This window comes from Flammeovirga sp. SJP92, from assembly GCF_001583495.1.
Taxonomy (GTDB): Bacteria; Bacteroidota; Bacteroidia; order Cytophagales; family Flammeovirgaceae; genus Flammeovirga.
The window spans coordinates 29,392-49,903 of the sequence record NZ_LQAQ01000038.1 but is presented as its reverse complement, the minus strand read 5'-3'; the positions used below and the strand labels follow the sequence as shown (position 1 = coordinate 49,903).

The window sequence follows — 20,512 nt, the reverse complement described above, 5'->3', positions numbered from 1 at the left end:
GGTACTTATTGAAGAATAAATATTTTATTTCTCATCAATTCAGAAGAGAGAAGTATGTATTTTGACTTAAACGTCTTGTTGTTTTCTAACCATTTCTACCACCATCTTTTTTGGTAGCAAAGGCGTAATGGAAAGTTGCATTCTTTGTGACCAAGGGAGACCAGAGATAATTTCTAATTTTCCCTCCAGCATGGCTTGATAACCATCACGTGCCACATCGTTTGCACTAGCAGGTTTTCTGTAAATACTTGTTTTGTCCATTCCTGAACTCGCTCCAAAACCGGTTTGAGTGGCACCTGGCAAGAGGGCTGTAGCACTCACTCCAGTTCCCATTAATTCACCAGAAATTGAATTGGTAAAAGAAGTAACATAGGCTTTACTTGCAAAATAAACAGCCTGCATAGGTCCAGGTACAAGACTTACCGTAGAAGAAACATTTAAGATTTTCCCTGAATTTCTTTCTATAAAATCAGGTAAGAAAAAGCGTGTAAGAGAAGTAAGGGCAAGAATATTGACTTGAATCATAGCAAGGTCTTTTTCCCACGCTCTTTGATGGAATTTCCCTATGCCTCCAAAACCAGCATTGTTTATGAGGTAATCGATTTCTATTCCTTGTGCTTTGACTTCTTCGTAAATTTCACGAGTGGCATCAGGGTGGGTAAGGTTCTTGGCAATTGTGTATATCTGAGTATTATTTTGACCTCCGCCAAGTTCTTTCTTTAGTTGTAAAAGGCCTTCAGTATTAAGATCTACTGCTACAATATCTCCACCTCTTGAAGAGTGTATTTTAGCAAATTCTTTTCCGATTCCTCCTGCTGCTCCTGTTATTAATGCGACTTTTTTCATTGTGATATGTGATTGAGATTAACGATAACACAAAGTTGAAGAAGTCGTAGGAGGAAAAATTTAACCTATGGTAAAAAAATAAAGGACCACAATAATTCTTGCTTTTTTAATGAAATAGAAGTTGATGGTAGAATTACCGTGTGAACATACTTAATTGCAGGTTCACACGGTTCGCTCTTGTCTTCAAAATAGTATTAGAAAGTAATTGAAAAGGAGATTCACAATCTATTTATGCCTTCTTTTTCAATACCGCTACACCATAAAGTCTATTGACACTATCTCCTAATTTACTAGTGACTATATCACTAAAAGATTGAATACTTTCGACTTGTAAATTCGTATCAGCCACTAAATTTCGAATAGCCTGATCATCATACAATGTGAATTTATCTCTTACGAAAGGTAGTTTTTCCATAAAACTTTTCTGAGCAAAACTGATGATACAACTTCCCCCAACTTTCAGCACTTTTTCAATTTCTTTGATAAATGCAAAGGGTTCAGCCCAGAAATAGACATTATTGACACTCAATACAAAGTCAAATTGGTTCTCTTCAAAAGGAATTGTCTGCCCTTCGTATAGCAAAAATGAAGCAGTAGTATCAGTGTAATTTTCCTTACAATATTGCCACATTGTTTTAGAAATCTCTAAACCTGTATACTCTACATTTTCTGCTTTCTCTAGAATTTTATATAGATGACCGCAGTTTCCATGACCGAGTTCTAGTATTTTATCTTGATTTTGAATATCCATCGCCTCAATACCACTTAGTGTCATATTGATATTGGATTCATTCATGATATTGCCAACATTGATTCCGTTGTCTCCTTCAGGACAGCTGAGTTGTTTTTCAAGTTCTTGTAATTCTTCCTCTGTTAGATTTTGCATTATTATTTATAAAGTTTGAGAGTTTACTGTTACCAAAAATCTTATCGTTTGATAACAAGATCAATTTAAAAAGAGTAATGTAAAGCTATGGGAATATTTTGATTTGTGTATTTATACAATGTTAAAAGAGGCTTTCTCATGTGTTTATTGTTAATACAAATGAATGAAGTTTCTAATTTAGGAAACTAAATATCATATTTGTGTTGTCAGTTTCTAAAAGAGGAAACAATTAGATTTGAAATATTAATTTTAGTTGAAAAAAATAGCAATGTTTATGATCAATTGATATTGAGTTAGTTTTAATATTAGTGGAAATAACGTTGATTATGAAGGTTGTATCATTTATTGATTCTTCATGTTAATGCAGTTGGTATTTTTTTTAATTATGAAATAAAGATGTTAATGAATTTTATTAAGTTTCTTTATTAGGAAACTAATTATCATCTTTGCATTGTTAAGTTACTTCATCGGAAGTGAAATTTTTATTTCAAGAATTAAAAAGTGGAGATAAAAATTAAAATTGTGATTTAATCGTATTATTTTTGTTTCTGAAATTGGAAACTAATTTAACCTTAAATCAATAAAGAAATTAGAATGGATAAGAAAGTAGTATTAGATGAATTTGTGGAAGCGCATAAACTAGATGGTTTGCCACCATTGGCTGTAAGAATTATCGGTATTTTTTATATCTCAAATGAAAAATATCTGACATTTGAAGATATTATTGAATTGGCTGATTCATCTAAAGGAGCAGTAAGTAAAATGCTTAAAATACTGATTGCTGTTCGCAGAGTAAATTTTATCCAAGATCCAGCTTCTTCACGTAAACGTTTGTTTTATTTGGATGCTCATGGATTAGAAGAATACATTAAGCTGGTTGTGAATGGCTTAATGGATCAAAATTCACAAATCAGAAGGTTAAGTGAGTTTAGAACCTCAGAAAGTGATAAAGAGATTGATGATTTGATCAATAGAATCATTCATTTTAATTCAGATGTTATTACTTCTTTGCTAAAACTCAACGATAAGCATAATAAAAAATAATATTTTTCTATACCACTATTAATCAATTTCTGTATCTTTTTGGTTTCTTTAAAAGGAAACTAAATAAAACATTTACAATATGAAAAATGAAATTCTATTTTGGGTAAAACGCTACATTCCATTGGCACTTATTTCCATTGTAGCTGTGATCATTACTATTTAGAAACTTATTCCAGTGTCGCCTTTCGGTGAATACTTGTGATGTAAAAATAAAAACTTAATTCTTTTAACCTCCTTTTTGTCTAACAAGACATGAAGCAGAAACTTATTGCCTTTTAGTTTCCTTTCATGGAAACTTAATATTAATCTCTATCATGAAAAATTTACTACTATTCATTTTTATTGTTTGCTACAGTTCCGTTTTAATGGGGCAAGACCAAATCAAAATTGGCGTTTTAGCCGAAAAAGAATCTTTACAGTCAGATGCTTTGGGTATGACTATGAAAGATGAAATTCTGTCGCTTTTAGGACATCAATATCATGTTGTATTTACTGAAGCAGTTTTTAATAGTTATGATCCATCGCTTGCAAAAACGCAATATGATAGCCTTATAGCCGAGGATTGTGATATGATTATCGCTTTTGGTCCTACCAATGCGTTGATGTTTTATGAAGAGAACATTACGTTTGAAATTCCAACGATCTTGGCAGGTTTTGTCAATCAGGATTTTGTAGAATTATCTAGCCAAAATGAAACTTCAGGCATTGATAACTTTACTTACTTTATTACTCCTTTCTCAATGAAAGGTGATGTAGAGTCATTCTATTCGTTAGCTAATTATAAGAACTTGGGAGTTGTAGTGGATGATTATCTTATTACATCTTTTCCAATAGAACAAAAATTGGATGAAGTTTTCGCTGAAATGGATGCGGAATATACATTAATTCCAATTCATGAAACGACATCATCTTTAGAAATTCCAGCAGGGGTAGATGCGGTTTATTTTAGCAGTACTTCCCAGTTAGGAGAAGAGGATTACCAAAAGATCATCAATCAAGTGAACGAGTTACAACTTCCATCTTTATCGGGGTACGGAGTTAGAGATTTAGAGTTGGGTGTGATGGCCACCAATCAACCAAATATCAATTTTGATCAGATTTTTAGAAGAATAGCATTGACGATTGAAGCGGTAACGAGAGGTCAAAACTTATCAGAATTACCGATAGAAATTGATTATGAAAATGGAATGACAATCAACCTTGATATAGCGGAGTATGTGGGTATGAATTTTAAGAATAGCGAAATCGTAAAGTACAACTACATGCAATCGAACTTCAAAGGTGAAGAGCACCGCTTCTCATTAAAAAGCTTAATGAACATCATGCTTCATCAAAACTTAGCGTTGCAAGTTGAGCGAAAATCCATTGACATTAAAGGTCAAGAAGTTCGATTGTCGAAGTCGAATTACTTGCCAGAAGTGGGTGTAAATGCAGGTGGTACTTATGTGAATGCGGAGATGGCAGAGTTGTCTTTCGGTCAGAACCCTGAGTATAGTATGACAGGAAATGTACAATTGAAACAGACTATTTACTCGGCGGATGCTTCAGCAAATATTAAAATGGCCCAACTATCATTAGAAGCTCAGAGAGAAGATTTTAATGCTTTAGAATTGGACCAAGTATTGGAAGTTGGGATGGCTTATTACAACACTTTAATCTATGAAGCGAACAAAAGTATTCAATTGAAAAACCTCCAGCTAACCAAAGAAAATTTGAAATTGGCAGAAGAAAATCTTCAAATGGGAGTGGGAGGAAAATCTGATGTATTAAGATTCCAAAGCCAATTGGCTCAAAATACGCAAGGTATGATTGAGGCCAAAAATACAGTTGCTCAATCGCATCTAGCATTGAATAAATTATTGAACCTGCCAATGGACGAACGTCTGGTTTTGGAAGACAGCTTACTGCTTGGAGTTCAAGAACAAAATGAAGCGTATGAACAATTAATTGAACTGTTGGATCAGCCCAATGAACGCTTTTTATTGACGGAGTTCTTGATTCAAGAGGCGTTGACCAACTCTCCTGAATTGATGAGTTTGCATTACAACAAAGAATCTGTCGAGAGGAACTATAAGTTGAATAAAAATGGTCGCTTTATTCCAACAGTCGCTTTACAAGGACAATACAATCAGTTTTTATTAAGAGAAGGAGCGGGTACAACAATGCCGGTGGGCTTTCCAAATGTTCCATTGAACAATTACAATGTAGGTTTGAATGTTTCTATTCCAATCTTCCAACAAAATACAAGAAACATCAACCAGCAAAAATCAAAAATTCAGATGGAAAAGCTGACTGTTCAGAAAAATGATTTTGAGCAGGACATGGAAAGAATGGTCTATGACAATATCATTGCTTTGATTAATGAATTGACCAATATCGAAATCTCAAAAGCCAACAAGGTAGTGGCAGAAGAGAACTTAAAAATCTCTCAGAGTGAATACGCTAACGGCATTATTCCAGTGATTCAGCTGATAGACGCTCAAAATAATCTTTTAGAAAATGAGTTGGCATTTATCACTGCACAATACAACTACTTTATGGTATCACTTCAAATCCAAAGAGCGATCGGTTACTATTTTCTATTAAACTCAGAAGAAAACAACCAAGCCTTTTATGCTCGTGCTACACAATTTATCCAAAATAATTAATCATCCTATATCAATCAAAATCATGAAAAATACTACAATTTTATCTTTGCTATTCGCTGTTTTCATTTTCAATTCAGCTTGTCAAAAAGAAGAAAATCAGAAAGAAGAAACATATAGAAGTGTTCGTTATTTAAAAGTAGGGAATACTACTTTAAGCAATAATACAACCTACAGCGGGAAAGCTTCTGCGGATCAAGAAATGGAGTTGAGTTTTAGAAATAATGGCATTATCACAAAGAAATTAGTGAAGGTGGGACAAAAGGTGAAGAAGGGAGAATTATTGATGCAATTAGACAATATTCAAGCTCAACTTTCTTACGAGCAGTCATTGGCGTCTTTAAAAGCGGCAAAATCTGAAATGTACACTGCCAAATCAGAATACGAGAGAGGACGCAAATTATATGAACAAGGCAATTACACTTTAAGTAAGTACGAGACGGTGAAAAATACTTTCGAAAATGCTTCCAATCAGTTGACATCAGCAGAAAGAAAATTAGCTATCGATCACCAACAAATTCTCAACGGATACATTTATGCACCAAAAGATGCAGTGGTGGCCGAGGTCAATGCGAATATTAATGAAACGGTAAGTTCAGGCCACAAAGTAATGGTCTTGAATGCAGGAAACGAGATGAATGTGATTGTGGGAGTGTCGGAAAGTACTATCAATGAAGTCAAAAATGGAATGGGTGCGTTTCTCAACTTTAAGTCAATTGCTCAAAAACTAAAAGGTGAAGTGATAGAAGTATCACCTATTTTAAATCAGGAAAATGCTACTTTCCCCGTGAAAATTAGAATCAATAACCCTACTGCTTCTATCCACCCAGGAATGGCGACTGAAGTGAAATTTGACATGGGAGATTTAGCTTCTGAATACAATATTGTTTTGCCTTTGAGTGCTATTGGTGAAGACGAGCACGGCAACTTTGTCTACACTATTGAAGACCATAGTGATGAATTAGGGGTGATCGGAAAGCAATACATCAAAGTAGGCGAATTGACAGACGAAGGTATCCTTATCAATGAAGGTGTGGAACAAGGTCAGATGATTGTGACTGCCGGCCTGCATACACTGATCAATGGTCAAATCGTAAAACTTTAATCTTTCTCTCACCTCAATAATTCATCAATCAAAATGATAAACTTCGCAAAATTTTCCATCGAAAAGAACCGTATTGTTCTTAGTATTTTAGCCGTGGTCATGATCATGGGAGTCGTCTTCTACCAATCTTTATCAAGAGACAGTATGCCTCCATTTACGGTAAGAGTAGCCACAATTGTTGCTTCTTTTCCAGGGGCTAGTCCAGATAGAGTGGAGGAATTAGTAACGGACAAAATTGAAAAAGTAGCTCAAGAATTACCAGAACTGAAGAAAGTAACTAGTGATTCAAGAACAGGCCTTTCAGTGGTTACAGTAGAGTTGAAAATGGAGGTGACACCTGAAGATTTACAAGACGTTTGGGATCGTTTGAGAAGAAAATTGGACCGTATGTCAGACCTTCCTTCCAACGTTCATCCACAATTACAAGATGATGGAATTGGCGAGGTATTCGGTATTGCTGTCGGCATCACAAGTGATGGTTTCTCTTATGCTGAAGTCAAAAAATATGCTGATCAACTGAGAAATGACTTGATCAGTCTGGAAGATGCGGCCAAAGTAGAGATCAATGGAGAGCAAGAAGAGAGAGTATTTATCAAGTTTGATAATGCAAAATTGAAAACCTATGGATTGACTTCAAGCAGTTTGGAGCAAATGATCAGTGCTACGAACATTTTGAATACAGGTGGTGAAATCAATGTTCAAAACGAGAGAATTGTGTTAGAACCTTCCGGCAATTTTAATCATGTAAAAGACATTCGCAATATGCTGATTCCTGTAGGAAACAACGGCAATGTAATTTTACTATCAGATGTGGCAACAATTGAAAAAGGTTATATCTATCCGCAGAAACAGATTGTAAAAATCAATGGAAAGAAAGGTGTTTCATTACATATTTCATTAAAGGAAGGAAGAAATATTTTGAGCCTAGGAAAAGAAGTAGATCAAGTTTTAGCAGAGTACGAAGAGCAATTACCAATTGGTTTGGAAGTATTGAGATTGTCTTCTTTGGACCATTATATTGATCATAAAGTAACAGATTTTGAAGGCAATTTAATTCAGTCTGTAGTGATTGTTTTAGCCGTGATGTTGATCTTTTTAGGCCTAAGAACAGGGTTAGTGATTGCCAGTTTAATTCCAATGGTGACAATTGCCACATTTATGGTGATGGGTTTATTCGATTTAGGTATCAACCAAATTTCATTGGCGGCATTAATTATGGCTTTAGGTATGATGGTAGACAATGGGATTGTGGTTGCGGAATCCATCATGGTGAAAATGGAAGAAGGAATTGAGGTGAAAAAGGCGGCAATTGATTCCGTACAAGAATTATTTTATCCTTTATTAATCTCCACTTTGACTACATCTGCAGCATTTTTATCTTTCTATATGGCAGAGTCAATCATGGGAGACATTATGGGACCCATCTTCTCTGTTATTTCAATTGCATTGATTTCTTCATGGCTGATTTCATTGAGTATCATCTCCTTGTTATGTGTGTACTTTTTGAAAGTAAAACCAAACGGAGAGCAGAAAAAGAAGTTTTTAGACCGTATGATTGAGGCTTTAAAATCGGGTTATCATCAAGTGATTTTAATCTCTTTGAAATACAAGAAAACAGTTGTAGCAGGAGTTTGTGTGATGTTTGCGACCTCGGTTTTAGGTTTTGGCTTATTGGAAGTATTATTCTTCCCTGATAGCGATAGAAACATGATCACGATTGATATCAATTTACCGCAAGGTTCAAGAATCGAATCTACTCAAGAAGTGATCCAAGAGTTGGAAGGTTTTTTCAGAGAAGAATTAATGGTCAATGATCATAGAAATGAAGGAATTACATCGTGGACTTCATTTATTGGAGAAGGTCCTTCGTCTTATGATTTAGGGTATACTGCAGATGAACCGAACGCCAATTATGCACACATTTTGGTCAACACTTCAGACCAATTGATCAATAATGCATTAATTAAAAAGATTGACGAATACAGCTTTTTACACTTCCATGATGCTGACGTAAAAGCAGGTTTGTTAGGAGCTGGAAGTGGTGGAGCACCCATTGAAATCAAAGTTTCAGGAAATAATCCAGATCAATTACAGCAAATTGCGACAAGCATCAGAGCAGAGTTATCGAAAGTAGAAGGCACTAAAAACGTAAAAGACGATTGGGGACCAAAAGGTAAAAAGTTTGTGATTGAAATCGATCAAAGTAAAGCACAATCGGCAGGGATGACCAATCAAGATATTGCCGTGTCATTACAAACAATTTTGGATGGTTTTCAGACGGGTGAATTTAGAGAAGATGAGAAGTCAATTCCAATTTTATTGCAGAGTATTGAAAGTTCTGATTTGTCATTGTCTGCTTTAAAAACGGCCAATGTTTACAGCCAAAACACAGGAAAAAGTGTTCCATTGAATCAAGTTGCGGAGATTGTTCCGGTGTGGCAGTACACACAGATCAAAAGAGAGAATTTGAAGCGTACAATCACGGTAGAATGTGAGCTGACAGAAGATGGAAACGCTAATACCATCATGACAGCTATTCAGCCTTGGTTGGATCAAGAGCAAAAAAACTGGGGAGCAGGATATTCTTACTCTTTGGGAGGAGATGCTGAAGAAAGTGCAGAAAACATGGGTGCCGTTTTCGTTTACTTACCCTTATCAGCTTTTATCATCGTGATGCTATTGGTGATGCAATTCAACTCTTTCAGAAAAATGACCATCATTCTTTTAACCATTCCATTGGGTGTTATCGGTATGGTACTCGGCTTGTTGGTTTTCCAAGTTCCATTCGGATTTATGGCTTTCCTTGGGATTATATCACTGGCAGGAATTGTGATCAACAATGCCATTGTATTGATTGAGAGAATAGAAGTAGAAGAAAAGGAGTTGAAAAAAGCACCTTTACAAGCTGTTATTGATGCGTGTCTGCAGCGATTCAGACCCATTATCTTAGCCACTTTCACCACTGTATTAGGACTTATTCCATTGTACTTAGGTGGTGGAGCAATCTGGGAACCAATGGCAGTAACCATCATGGTCGGATTGATGTTTGGAACCATCATTACCTTGATTTTTATTCCCGCTTTGTACAGTATTTTATTTAAAGTAAAGTAATAAAAAGATTGCCATTACTAGAAGAAAATTATGTAACCATAAGGTAATAGATCGCCCCAAAAATAGTAGTAAGAGTGAAAATTAATCACACATGTTAATCCATAGAGGCACCTTAATTTTTAGGGTGCCTCTTTTATTTTAAAACTCTTCAAATTCAATATATTCAGAGAGGTCAGCCGGTTCCTTTTGTTCATAAACATAATTCATGTCAGGCCTTGCTACACTATAATTGTGTTGTGTATACTTATTTTTAAGTACTGTAACTAATGGAATAATAAGCTCAACTTTTACTGGTTCTTGATGAATCAGATAAGGAGTGAGTCTTACCTTCTTCTGTATTATAGCAGTCAACTCTTCAACCATTTGATCTACATCTTTGTTGACGGAACCGATAATATCAATTTTTTCAAATTTACCCTTCTCATCCAAAATCATTGAAAGAAAATAGTGCCCATTACAGTTATGATCAATACTTTCCTGAAGTGCAGGAACATTTTCTGAGATATGCTTATCAATTATCTTTTGGATGGGAGAAAAATCTAATTCTTGAATTTGATCTGTGTAAGAATAAATCTGTTGATTATTCTCCATTCGGCTCATGAAAATCAATTTCTCATAGGAGAACTGAACACTGGTTTTATTTTGAGTATAAGGATCTTTGAGTTCAAACCTTTGATTGACGAACTTTATGGGATTTCCATTGGCCTCATTAAATGCATCAAAAGTAGGATAATAAAAATTCTTCTGATATCGTTCTAACATCATTTCTACAATATGGTAGCTATAGAAAACTGTATTTGTACCAGGGTAAAATACATTATAACGCATTACGTTTCCTCTCAAATCATATTGATATTGGGCAATCAGCTGATTGTTGGCATAAAAAGATGAAGTTCGAGTTTTGGTATAGAGTTGATCTAAAGACGCACCGTAATTGATCTCCGCTATTTTATTATTATTTTGATAATAAGTGATTGTGAAATAACGGTCGTTGAATGTGGTGACTAACCCCTTGTAGTTGGTCTTTTCAGAAGTTGGGTGCCAAGTTTTTGTAAAATAAAACGGTTGGTTATTCCTGTAACTATCATAGTACCTTTTTAGTTTGAAAAAGCGATGGACCTTATTTGCCGTGAGCAAATTTCTATTATTTCTCAATTCAAAAGTGCTTAATTGCCCATGAAAAGTATCTGCTTCATTATTTGTGATTGCCCTGTCTTCTAATTGGTAGGTCATCAGGCTTTTAATCATTCGGCTCCAAAAAGTGGATCTTGTGTGATAAGAGAACGTAGTATATTCATCTACCTTTTCATACTGCTCTACTGCCTCCCACAATCCGAGCCTTTTGTTGAAAATATAATTTTGAGGACGCACTACGCCAATATTCTGAGCGTATTCATGAAGGTCATTTACCTTGTATTTGTACGCCAAAACTAAAGGTTTCCTAATCACTTTCCCATTTTCAACAATTGACTTCACTGTAAAAATAGAGTCTTGAATAGAAGCTAATGCTTTAAAATTCTGAGGAATTAATTCCGTTTCAAATTCTGAAGTCAGCAGTTTTTTATATACAATTTTTTTGTTGCTGATATGATAGAATACAGTATCTTTTTTATCATTGTTATAGGTAATGATCCCTTTGGTGTAATTCCGATTTTTTTGCTTTAATAATGTGAGTTCAATCGGGGTGTAGATGGAATCACTGACAAAAATATCTTCTAAAACAGCTGTGTTATAGGTAGACCAAAAGTTATCATTCTTTTCTTTATAGAAAAACAACTCTTCCACTTTACCATCAGATTTATTGACGATTTGCTCACCAAAAGTGAAATCACCATAATTCATATTAGAAAGGATAGAATACTTTCTTTTTGTCATTTTTCCTTTTACATAGGCACTGTAAACAATTTTTGTAGAGTCTTGCCCCACAATAACACAATCTATCTGTCTTCCGCTGATTACCTTTATCTCAATATCATCTACTTTTTCCTTGAAGTGGAAATTCCCGTTGATGTTTTTGATGTAGCCAGATAATACCTTTTCCTCTTTCAGGTGGATTTTCCCTTTTGCAAATTCTTGAATTTCTGTTTTTAGGATTAACTTTTTTTGAGGTGCAAAGTTGAAATCCATAATCCTCCCATTGAGAGGTAGTCCGTTGATGTCTGTTTTTATTCCTACAGCGGTTTGAGAATAGGCAGACGTTGTGATACTAAAAAGTAAAACAATAAGTAATCTAAAAAGTAGTAGTCGCATAACATAAAAATATAGAACACCTCCAAAGTGTGATTTTCATTTATAAAAAAATATAGATGAATTTTTTCAGAAGTGTGTCTCAGTAAACTTAGTTAGAAATGATGACCAAAAGTAATCATATTTTAAGAATATTTATGAAAATGATTTCGATTAATTATTGAATTCCATGCTTTGTCTAAGTTGTTTGCTGTAAAATTTCGAACACTTGCAATCAATATTTCTACAAGCTTTGAAGGTCCTACTTTCAACCTTCCTTCTTCTTCATTTTCCATTGATGAAAAACGAAGCAAAAAATCTAAATTCCATTCCACTCGCCTCAATGATTTTAAACTCGCTTTGCTCAAACAAGAAAATCATTTTTAACGGCTCATTCCATGAAATTCTTAACGCTTTTCCCTTCAAGGCCAAGGGAGTACTACCAAACTAAAAGGGTAGAAAGCCCACTGGCGCGAATGTTAAGCGTAAGTGTCATTCGTGTCCCACTGATCATCAGAAATCTCTAGATTTCTAAATACCATAAATATTCGAACACTTAGTTTACAGTGTAATAAGGTGTATCATACAAAATCGACTGAAGTTCCCAACTTTCCAAAAAAGACTTATCAATAGAATTGCTTTTTGGCTTAGGTAAATCAAAAAATATCGCTCAGAAAGTATTTTTTGAAGCAAAATAAAGTTTTATTGTTAATGAATTTATTTAAGTTTCCATTTAAGGAAACAAAGTACCATATTTGTATTGTCAAGTTACAACAACGAAATCAAATATTAGATTTAAACCTTTGTGATGAAGTGAAACTAGTATTTGGTGTAAATTTGAATTTTTAGTTTCCTTATTAAGAAACTTAAGTTTAATTTAAAATGATCTTGATGAATTAAAAGGTAGATTTTTGAAATTTATTTTACTGAAAATTATAATACAAAATCAATTGCTATAACTAATTAGTTTCCTTAATTGGAAACTATTGTGAAAATTATAATATGAAAAATGAAATTATACTTCGAATAAAGCGTTACGTTCAGTTAGTAATTACTTGGGTGATATCGATAACCATCACAAGTTAACGGAAGTAACAGTGAACCTTTTTATCATTTAACTTAATCTGCTCATGTTTTTAAAATACATGGGGTAGAAACTTATTGCTTAATTGTTTCCTTTTGTGGAAACTAAATCAATCTAAATTATGAAAAATATACTACTGATCGTTTTTATTGTTTCTTATAGTCTTCTGTTAATGGCACAAGAACAAACCAAGGCGGGTTTCCAGATTATAAAGGAGACAATTGAGTTGAACACACTAGAAAACAATTTAGATCTAGAAAATAACAGGTCTTTTATAGAATTACTTTTCGAAACCGGAGACACTGTTGATTAACTAAAAAATCTTCATAAAACTTAATGACTATCCTTATGTCAATCATCGTTATTCAAGCCATTGCTTCAGCTATATCTATTCCAACTGAAATGGACAATATCAATCTTCATCTAAAAGATGGACAAGTAGTTTCCATCACTAAGAAAGAGTGGAAAAGAGGAAAACGTTTTAGTGATGAATCAACTTTTGTCTATATGCGTGACAAAAAGTTATATGTCATCGAAAAAGAGAATATCGAATCTATTCGCTATGAATCTGTAAATACACACAACAAGACCGTTGATTTTATGGAGGAATATGCCAAAATTCAACCTCTAAAAGAAGAGGCAAAACAATATTATCATACCAAAAAACACAAAAGAGGCAGGTTTTCTCAAGTGTTGGGAGTAGGAGCTGTATGTGTAGGGGCCACAGTGGCACCATTGGTATTAGTTGTCTCACCAATTCCACTGGTGCAGGCCGTTAACAGGTTAAAAAAAGTGGATTATCAATACTGTCTTAAAGGAAAAGAATGGAAGAAATTGAAATCCTATCACAAAGAACAAATCAAATATTTTAAAGAAAAAGCTACAATCTAAATATCAAAAATCATGAAACTTAAATCAATTTATCTATCGTCATTAATGTTATTATTGACACTGCTCTCTTACGCTGAAACGAAAGATAAGGAACCCGCTTATGACCGAGGTATCACAAATAGGACCTTCATACCAAAAGGACAATGGATGGTCGGAGCCTCCTTCAATTACTCTCAGCATTTCAATGACGATTACCAATTTTTGGTTTTGAATGAATGGGATGGAAGCGGTTATAATTTAAGAATAAGTCCATTCTTTGGCTATTTTGTAAAGGACGACTTAGCTATAGGTGGGCGTGTGACCTATGCTAGAAAAGGGTTAAGCATCGATAATTTACAATTGGACCTTGGAGATGATATTAACTTATCAATAGAAGGAATGAGTGATGTTTCCCATATGGTGTACACTACATTCTTTATGAGAAATTATATCAGTTTAGGAAAAGGAAACCGATTTGGGCTGTTCAATGAAGTGAGTTTATCTTATGGTTATGGGCAATCTAAAAGTCTGAATATGGAAAACGGTCCCCATGATATTGTGGGTGTTCACTCTACTTTGCACGAGTTGAATATTGGAATTTCTCCAGGTATGGTGGCTTTCATCAATAACAACCTTGCCTTAGAAGTAAAAATGGATGTAATCGGCTTCAATTTTAAGAATACTGAACAGGTCGAAAATCAAGTCAATACGGGTTCTAGAACGACGAGCAGTGCCAACTTCGACTTGGACATTTTCTCTTTAAACATTGGTCTAACTTTATTTATCTAAACACATGAAAAAAATTATATTACTATTAACGGTTACTTTAGGCCTGGGTGCTTGTATCAAAAATGACATTCCATTTCCATATATTTTTGGTAAAATCATATCTTTTCAACTGGAAGAACAAAGTGGCAATGCCATTATTTCAGAAGAGGATCAAAGTGTAGAAATAAGAGTGCCTTATGGAACAGACCGTTCAGCACTGCATGTTACAGGTATTGAATTGACGGAAGAAGCGACCATAACACCTGACCCTTTCGAGGTTACAGATTATACAGAAGATGTGAAGTTTGTGATTTCAACTTATCAAGAGTACGAATGGACGGTCTCGGTTATTGAAGATGATTTTGATATTGTATTCCATAATTTCGAAATCGAAGGGCAAATCTCCGCAGACATTAATCAAAGTAATTATACAATTGATGTGGTGATTGAAGACAATGCAGATATTAAAAACCTAACCATTAAAACGTTTCATTACGCTCCAGAAGATGTACCGGTAGTTCCTTATCCGTATGATGTGCGTGATTTTTCTGAGGGAGTAGTCTTTATTTTTGATGAGATTGAATGGACCATCAATGTGACTTACCAAGATGGTGAAACAGAAAGAATTGGTGATCAAATTTTATACTCAGATTTTATGACTTGGTATTATGGAGGTCGAAAATCCAATGAAGCCAATAACAGCAGAAAGTTCTATATTCCCGGTGAAGATTTTGAAGGGACACCTTGGAGAACTGGTGATGTAGGAGCGGCAGATTTGATCATTCCAACAGGAGTAAGAACTGTGTATCCGTCACCTTCGGAAGAGGAATACGAATACACTACTTTAAAAACTACTTCAGCTTTGGGTGTTGTGGCAGCAGGTTCACTTTTTGTGGGTGAGATTCAAGGAAGTGGACTCACTAATGTGAGAACAGATTTCGGCATCCCATTTACAGATCAGCCTAAAAGTTTTGAAACAGACATTCAGTATATACCAGCACCTTACAATGGAAATATGGACCAATGCGATGTCTATGTTCTATTGCAAGTGAGAGAAGGGACTGGTGAAGATGAAAAACGTTACCGTCTAGCGACTGCTTGGTTTAGATCAGACGAAAAGATGGATGCTTTTGAGAATATCAACCTTCCTTTCCTTTATGGAAATCATAACGATTTAGCACCTTTTATGATGCCTTCTTCTTCTAATGAAAGAATGCCCGAACATGGATTTGCTTCTTCTGATCAAGAGCCCACCCATATTATTGTCGTGTATTCATCGAGTTTTGATGGAGCCAATTTTAGAGGTGGGGTAGGAAGTGAATTGAGAGTGAAAGATTTTCAATTAAAATATTAAAAATCATATGGAACAATTATGAGATGAAATCTAATAACTCAAAACTAGCAATTACTAGTAACCCAAGTATCAATAATTATAAAAAGAGACATATAGTAGTATGAATTTTATACAGAAGAAAAATGATAGGGTAGTGTTTTTATACTAGACTTATTTTAACTGAATATGTAGTAAATCAAGGTATAAAGTAGATGTTATAAGGTGGAATAAGCCTATTTACCAATTTAAATGTGGGGAGTTTTGCTCCCTGCTTTTACAAAAGAAATGTAAGTCTATTAGATATAAATATAGGATAAATAATATGTTATAAAGTGAGGTGCATGACATTGTTGTGCATCTCCTTATGGAATGAAAAGTAGTATTTCATAAACATAGATTATAAAAGGTTTGTAGTAACCTATTTTTGTTAAGGGGTAAAGAAGGAGCACTTTGTGTTCCTTTTTTTATTCAAAAATAGACAAACAAAAAAGGAGCATTGCTGCTCCTCGTATTTCTAAACCAATTTAAATGCTGTTTTCATTTCATTTAAGTAATGAAACAGCTTAATTCTTGAACAGGTGGTATTCCACGATTTTAGTTCCACGGACCACATATAAATATTTTAAGTTATGATGCTTATCAAAACCTGTTGAATATTTATAATCTTTATTGTACGTAACAGTGTACAATACTTCAGTTTTATTTTCTATCAGTATATCTCCATTTTTATATACACACTGTAGGTGTCGTTGATGATTGTCTCTTAATCTTTGATTGATTTTTTGGACAACCTCTTCAGGAGTGTTGTTTTTAGTACTTATTGCCACTTCAGTTTCTGTTCCGGCAACTAGTGGTGAAAGATGAAAGCTCATGGCAAAAATTGAAAGTATCACAAATACAGTAAAAGGGGTAATGATTCTCATGTGTCGGGGTAATAATGAAAGTATTCAATGTTATTTTAAATGTAAAATAAATAATAATAAATTCAAAAGGTATGTGATAATAAATTGTGAAAATAACTTAATTATGTGATTTATTGAAGGTTATTATATGAATATTAGAATATTATTACGATGTAGTGTGATTTTTTCTAGTCTTTATTTTGTTTTTGAAACAGCCTTATTTTTAAATATTTCAAAGTTGAGTAAAATCTTACATCTTTTACATTTTCAAGAAAAATCCAAAAAGCATATTTTAGATATAAGAACAAGAGATGATTTTTTAATTACACCTTACCAAATATATACTAAATGCTCGTTTTCAATCCAATAGCGTAAGTTTTATTAATGTATTTATGCTAGCTTCTCAGTAGAGAGTTAGCTTGTTCTATCATAGAGTATTGATGAACGGTAGCCTACAGAAGCAGAAATCATTACATTGATTTATTCTGAATTGGGATGATTTGAAAATTATTAAACATGAGGTTGAGAAAAAGTAAAGTCTTAGTAGTTTAATGTATAAAAATATGCAGTTAGTTGTATTTTTAGAAGCTTCATTATAGTTCCAGAGAAATAGTTTACTGCATTTTTTTTGATTGATATTCTACTGATGAGTGGAACTTAATGATAACCATACTGTAAATAAAATGTTATCAACTGTCAAATGAAATTCTTAACGTTTTTCTCTTTAGGGCGAAGGAGATACAGCTTAATGATGATTGATTACATACCAAAAGAGAAGTATTTTATGAAAATCTATTGAAGTGCAGTTCTGTAGGGATGTTATTACAATGTCCTTCCAAAATTTAAAATAGAAAAAGCGTACCTTCTTGTACAGAAGATACGCTTTTGATATATACTTTAGTGTTATACTAGAAGCTCATTTTCAAACCTACTGAGTAAGTTCTTCCAAGACCCATGTAGTAACCACTCATTGTCATGTTTCCAAGTTCATCAACGCCGCCTTGAAGACCTTGAACAGCGTAGTCAGTATCGAAGACGTTATTCACTCTGAAGTTGAATACACCATCAAATCCACCCATTTTGAAACCGTAGTTGAAACCAAGGTCCACTAAGCTATAAGAAGGCATTTCGTAAGCACTTTGACCACTGAACTCCTCAGAATCTCTTCTTGTAGGGTCATAGTCAGCGAATAAGCTGCCAAAGTAGTTCCAATCAGCTGTTAATTTTAACTTAGGGAATACTTCATATTCAACACCTAAAGCTGCAGTTGTTTGAGCAGAGTTACCAACTTCTGCACCAGCGATGTAAACGTTTACAGTATCGATCGCGTTTTGTTGGTCATCGAAGATTTGAACGTTCTCTAAGTCGTTCATCCATCTCCAGTCACCCAAAGAAGCCATTGCTGTAAGTGTTAATTTGTGGTTCACACGGTATGTCATGTCGATTTCAATACCTTTGTGTAATGCGTTCACACCTAACAAGTTGGCTGTGTAAGGAACACCATCTTCCCAAACTGTTTTCACGAAAGACTTATCTTGCCATAGTGTGTAGTAACCGTTCACGTTAGCTTTGAAACCTTTGTTACGGTAACCGTATCCAATTTCACCCGAAAGAATTTTTTCGTTTACAGCATCAGGGTTTACATCATTTTGGTAGTTCAAGAATACAGCGTTAAAGAATGGCTGTCTTGAGATATAACCACCGTTGATGAATACGTTGTGGTGCTCATCGAAGTTGTAGTTAGCACCTGCTTTAGCAGAACCGCCTAAGAAGCTTTGCCAGTCTGTAGTTTCAGTACCTGACTCATAGCTAAAGTAGTCAATTCTTTGGTAAGCTTGGTGAGAAACCGCACCTGAGAAGAATGCTGATAATTTATCTTTAGAGTATTCAACTTGACCGAATAAACCTTGCCATTGTACTCTACCGTCGTTATGGTAACCTACTTTGTCACCTACTTGCGTATGACGACCTGGCTGAGATGCCATTTGGTTGTCTACATAGTAGTCACCACCTAAAAGATCTTCTACTTGTTGGTAGTGCTCACCTAAGTAGTAACGAAGGTCTAAACCACCAGTGATTGTCCAGTTATCGTTCAATTGGTGAGTTAAAGTAGATAAAGCACCAGTCCATAAGTGGTTGTTATAACCAGCTCTGTAAGCACCTTTTGAAGAACCGTCTTCGTTTCTGTTGTTTGCTACATAAGCATCCCAGTCGATGATACCACCAGTAGAGTTGTCTCTGTAAGCACTTTCGAAGTGTCTGTCTTCTGATACAATACCAGTACCGCCACCACGACCAACTGATACGTAAGCCGAAGTTGTTAAGTCAGTTTTTTCATTGATTGTCCAGTAGTGGTTCAATGACATTTGAGGTTTGTGGTAGAAGTTCTCGTTTGTATTGAACTCTTGACCATTTCTATAACCCCAGTCTTTATTGTAACGCTTTCCGTAACGGTCATACTCTTCTTCAGTAACATACGATCTTCTTTGACCGTGCGTTTGAGGAGCACCAAATGTTGTGAAAGCTAATGTATGCTTGTCGTTGATTTTCTTTGAAACGTTCAAGAAGTAAGAATAACCTTCAAATGAAGTTCCATCTACATAACCGTTACCAGTTGTTTTAGATAAAGCAGTAGTTACAGCCCAACCGTTGTCCATAAGACCAGTTGATAAAGTAACACCTGTTTTTAAGTAACCGTCATTACCCATACCCATAAATACGTTACCGCCTTTTTGAGCATCAGTAGTTTTTGTAAGGATGTTGATTGTACCACCCACTGAAGGAACAGCTAATTTAGAAGCACCTAAACCTCTCTGTACCTGCATTGTTTTTGTTACATCACCTAAACCAGCCCAGTTAGACCAGTATACTTTACCGTTCTCCATGTCGTTAACAGGGATACCGTTGATCATAACAGCAACGTTTTCAGAATCGAAACCACGAAGTGAAATACGAGAGTCACCGTATCCACCACCAGCGTCAGATACATAAACACCTGGAGATGATTTTAATACTTGAGGGAATTCAGCATTACCCAATTTCATGTCAATTTGATCAGCAGAAACAGTAGCAACAGCAACAGGAGTTTTACGATCTACTGCAATTGAAGCCATTACTTCAACTTCTTCAAGACCAATGGCGTCAGATTCCATTTTAATAGTTCCTAGCTCAAGAGTTCCACCGTTCAAAGTTACACTTTTCTCGATAGCGCTCATTCCTACGAAAGAGATGGCAACTTTTTGCTCTCCTTCTTTGTTAGACTTGAATGAGAAATCTCCATCAAAGTCCGAAATAGCTCCAGTAGTTGTACCAACAATAGATACGTTTGCACCGATTACAGGCTCCCCACTAGAGGCGTCAATTAAATTACCTTTAATAGTTGTTTGTGCAAAAGATGCACTTGTTAATAGCATAACTAATGCTACAATGAAAGGTAGTTTTTTAGTTAACATTGTAATTTTGATTAGATAAAATTTAATTAGGTTTAGATCGTAATACAAGTGCAAAACAACGCATCTTATGTTAACTAAATGTTTCTATTTACCTTCATTGAAGTTCTTTATTATAATTTAGTATCAGAAACTGAAACCATTAAAAAAAGACGGTTTCTTAAGGTAAAATTGAAAAAAATTTACATTCATAAAATAAAAAAATAGGTATTTAAATTACACTTTTTAATAATTCGTAATGCT

Annotated in this window: 14 protein-coding genes; 8 read left to right on the top strand and 6 right to left on the bottom strand. The window is 34.6% G+C overall.

Going from position 1 to position 20,512, the window contains the following annotated elements; genetic code table 11:
* Nucleotides 1-66: 66 nt before the first annotated feature.
* The gene (locus AVL50_RS09885) at nt 67-846 is read right to left on the bottom strand and encodes an SDR family oxidoreductase (RefSeq protein ID WP_062616337.1); all 780 of its coding nucleotides are present in this window, start codon (nt 844-846) and stop codon (nt 67-69) included.
* A gap of 229 nt (nt 847-1,075) precedes the next feature.
* A complete protein-coding gene (locus AVL50_RS09880) occupies nt 1,076-1,732 on the bottom strand; it encodes a class I SAM-dependent methyltransferase (protein ID WP_062616336.1) in 657 nt (218 codons plus the stop codon).
* Between the two features lie 594 nt (nt 1,733-2,326).
* Between AVL50_RS09880 and AVL50_RS09875 the strand changes: the two genes are divergently transcribed.
* From AVL50_RS09875 to AVL50_RS09860, 4 genes are all read left to right on the top strand, one after another.
* Nucleotides 2,327-2,776, top strand: a complete 450-nt coding sequence (locus tag AVL50_RS09875) for a MarR family transcriptional regulator (protein WP_062616335.1) — start codon at nt 2,327-2,329, stop codon at nt 2,774-2,776.
* Nucleotides 2,777-3,090: 314 nt separating this feature from the next.
* Nucleotides 3,091-5,424 (top strand): TolC family protein, encoded by a 2,334-nt coding sequence (locus AVL50_RS09870; protein ID WP_082795744.1) that lies wholly within the window; start codon nt 3,091-3,093, stop codon nt 5,422-5,424.
* Nucleotides 5,425-5,446: 22 nt separating this feature from the next.
* Nucleotides 5,447-6,526 (top strand): efflux RND transporter periplasmic adaptor subunit, encoded by a 1,080-nt coding sequence (locus tag AVL50_RS09865; RefSeq protein WP_063850651.1) that lies wholly within the window; start codon nt 5,447-5,449, stop codon nt 6,524-6,526.
* 33 nt (nt 6,527-6,559) lie between these two features.
* Nucleotides 6,560-9,637: an efflux RND transporter permease subunit gene (locus tag AVL50_RS09860; RefSeq protein WP_216639028.1), complete on the top strand. Its 3,078-nt coding sequence runs from the start codon at nt 6,560-6,562 to the stop codon at nt 9,635-9,637.
* A 138-nt stretch (nt 9,638-9,775) separates the two neighbouring features.
* Here the strand turns inward: AVL50_RS09860 and AVL50_RS09855 are convergent, their stop codons facing one another.
* Both AVL50_RS09855 and AVL50_RS32940 read right to left on the bottom strand, forming a co-directional pair.
* Entirely contained in the window at nt 9,776-11,887 is a 2,112-nt protein-coding gene (locus AVL50_RS09855; protein ID WP_157491248.1) for a hypothetical protein, read from the bottom strand.
* 122 nt (nt 11,888-12,009) lie between these two features.
* Nucleotides 12,010-12,231: a hypothetical protein gene (locus tag AVL50_RS32940; RefSeq protein WP_172826806.1), complete on the bottom strand. Its 222-nt coding sequence runs from the start codon at nt 12,229-12,231 to the stop codon at nt 12,010-12,012.
* Between the two features lie 837 nt (nt 12,232-13,068).
* Here AVL50_RS32940 and AVL50_RS09850 point away from each other — a divergent pair.
* Genes AVL50_RS09850 through AVL50_RS09835 form a run of 4 tightly spaced genes read left to right on the top strand, consistent with a single transcriptional unit; the run spans nt 13,069 to nt 15,939 of the window.
* Complete coding sequence (locus AVL50_RS09850; RefSeq protein ID WP_062616331.1) at nt 13,069-13,260, top strand: hypothetical protein; 192 nt, start codon at nt 13,069-13,071, stop codon at nt 13,258-13,260.
* Between the two features lie 35 nt (nt 13,261-13,295).
* Nucleotides 13,296-13,838 carry a hypothetical protein gene (locus AVL50_RS09845; RefSeq protein WP_157491246.1) on the top strand — a complete coding sequence of 181 codons (543 nt, stop codon included), beginning with the start codon at nt 13,296-13,298 and terminating at the stop codon, nt 13,836-13,838.
* A 12-nt stretch (nt 13,839-13,850) separates the two neighbouring features.
* Entirely contained in the window at nt 13,851-14,606 is a 756-nt protein-coding gene (locus tag AVL50_RS09840; protein WP_157491245.1) for a hypothetical protein, read from the top strand.
* Between the two features lie 4 nt (nt 14,607-14,610).
* Complete coding sequence (locus AVL50_RS09835; RefSeq protein WP_062616328.1) at nt 14,611-15,939, top strand: PCMD domain-containing protein; 1,329 nt, start codon at nt 14,611-14,613, stop codon at nt 15,937-15,939.
* A gap of 542 nt (nt 15,940-16,481) precedes the next feature.
* On the opposite strand, the gene AVL50_RS09830 is transcribed toward AVL50_RS09835, so the two are convergent.
* Entirely contained in the window at nt 16,482-16,841 is a 360-nt protein-coding gene (locus tag AVL50_RS09830) for a hypothetical protein (protein WP_157491244.1), read from the bottom strand.
* Nucleotides 16,842-17,728: 887 nt separating this feature from the next.
* Nucleotides 17,729-20,272, bottom strand: coding sequence for a TonB-dependent receptor (locus tag AVL50_RS09825; protein ID WP_062616326.1), 2,544 nt, complete (start codon nt 20,270-20,272; stop codon nt 17,729-17,731).
* Nucleotides 20,273-20,512 lie beyond the last annotated feature (240 nt).

Coding starts and splice junctions, on each gene's coding strand:
- AVL50_RS09885 (WP_062616337.1), bottom strand. CDS start 846: ATGAAAAAAGTCGCATTAATAACAGGAGCAGCAGGAGGAATCGGAAAA.
- AVL50_RS09880 (WP_062616336.1), bottom strand. CDS start 1,732: ATGCAAAATCTAACAGAGGAAGAATTACAAGAACTTGAAAAACAACTC.
- AVL50_RS09875 (WP_062616335.1), top strand. CDS start 2,327: ATGGATAAGAAAGTAGTATTAGATGAATTTGTGGAAGCGCATAAACTA.
- AVL50_RS09870 (WP_082795744.1), top strand. CDS start 3,091: ATGAAAAATTTACTACTATTCATTTTTATTGTTTGCTACAGTTCCGTT.
- AVL50_RS09865 (WP_063850651.1), top strand. CDS start 5,447: ATGAAAAATACTACAATTTTATCTTTGCTATTCGCTGTTTTCATTTTC.
- AVL50_RS09860 (WP_216639028.1), top strand. CDS start 6,560: ATGATAAACTTCGCAAAATTTTCCATCGAAAAGAACCGTATTGTTCTT.
- AVL50_RS09855 (WP_157491248.1), bottom strand. CDS start 11,887: ATGCGACTACTACTTTTTAGATTACTTATTGTTTTACTTTTTAGTATC.
- AVL50_RS09850 (WP_062616331.1), top strand. CDS start 13,069: ATGAAAAATATACTACTGATCGTTTTTATTGTTTCTTATAGTCTTCTG.
- AVL50_RS09845 (WP_157491246.1), top strand. CDS start 13,296: ATGTCAATCATCGTTATTCAAGCCATTGCTTCAGCTATATCTATTCCA.
- AVL50_RS09840 (WP_157491245.1), top strand. CDS start 13,851: ATGAAACTTAAATCAATTTATCTATCGTCATTAATGTTATTATTGACA.
- AVL50_RS09835 (WP_062616328.1), top strand. CDS start 14,611: ATGAAAAAAATTATATTACTATTAACGGTTACTTTAGGCCTGGGTGCT.
- AVL50_RS09830 (WP_157491244.1), bottom strand. CDS start 16,841: ATGAGAATCATTACCCCTTTTACTGTATTTGTGATACTTTCAATTTTT.
- AVL50_RS09825 (WP_062616326.1), bottom strand. CDS start 20,272: ATGTTAACTAAAAAACTACCTTTCATTGTAGCATTAGTTATGCTATTA.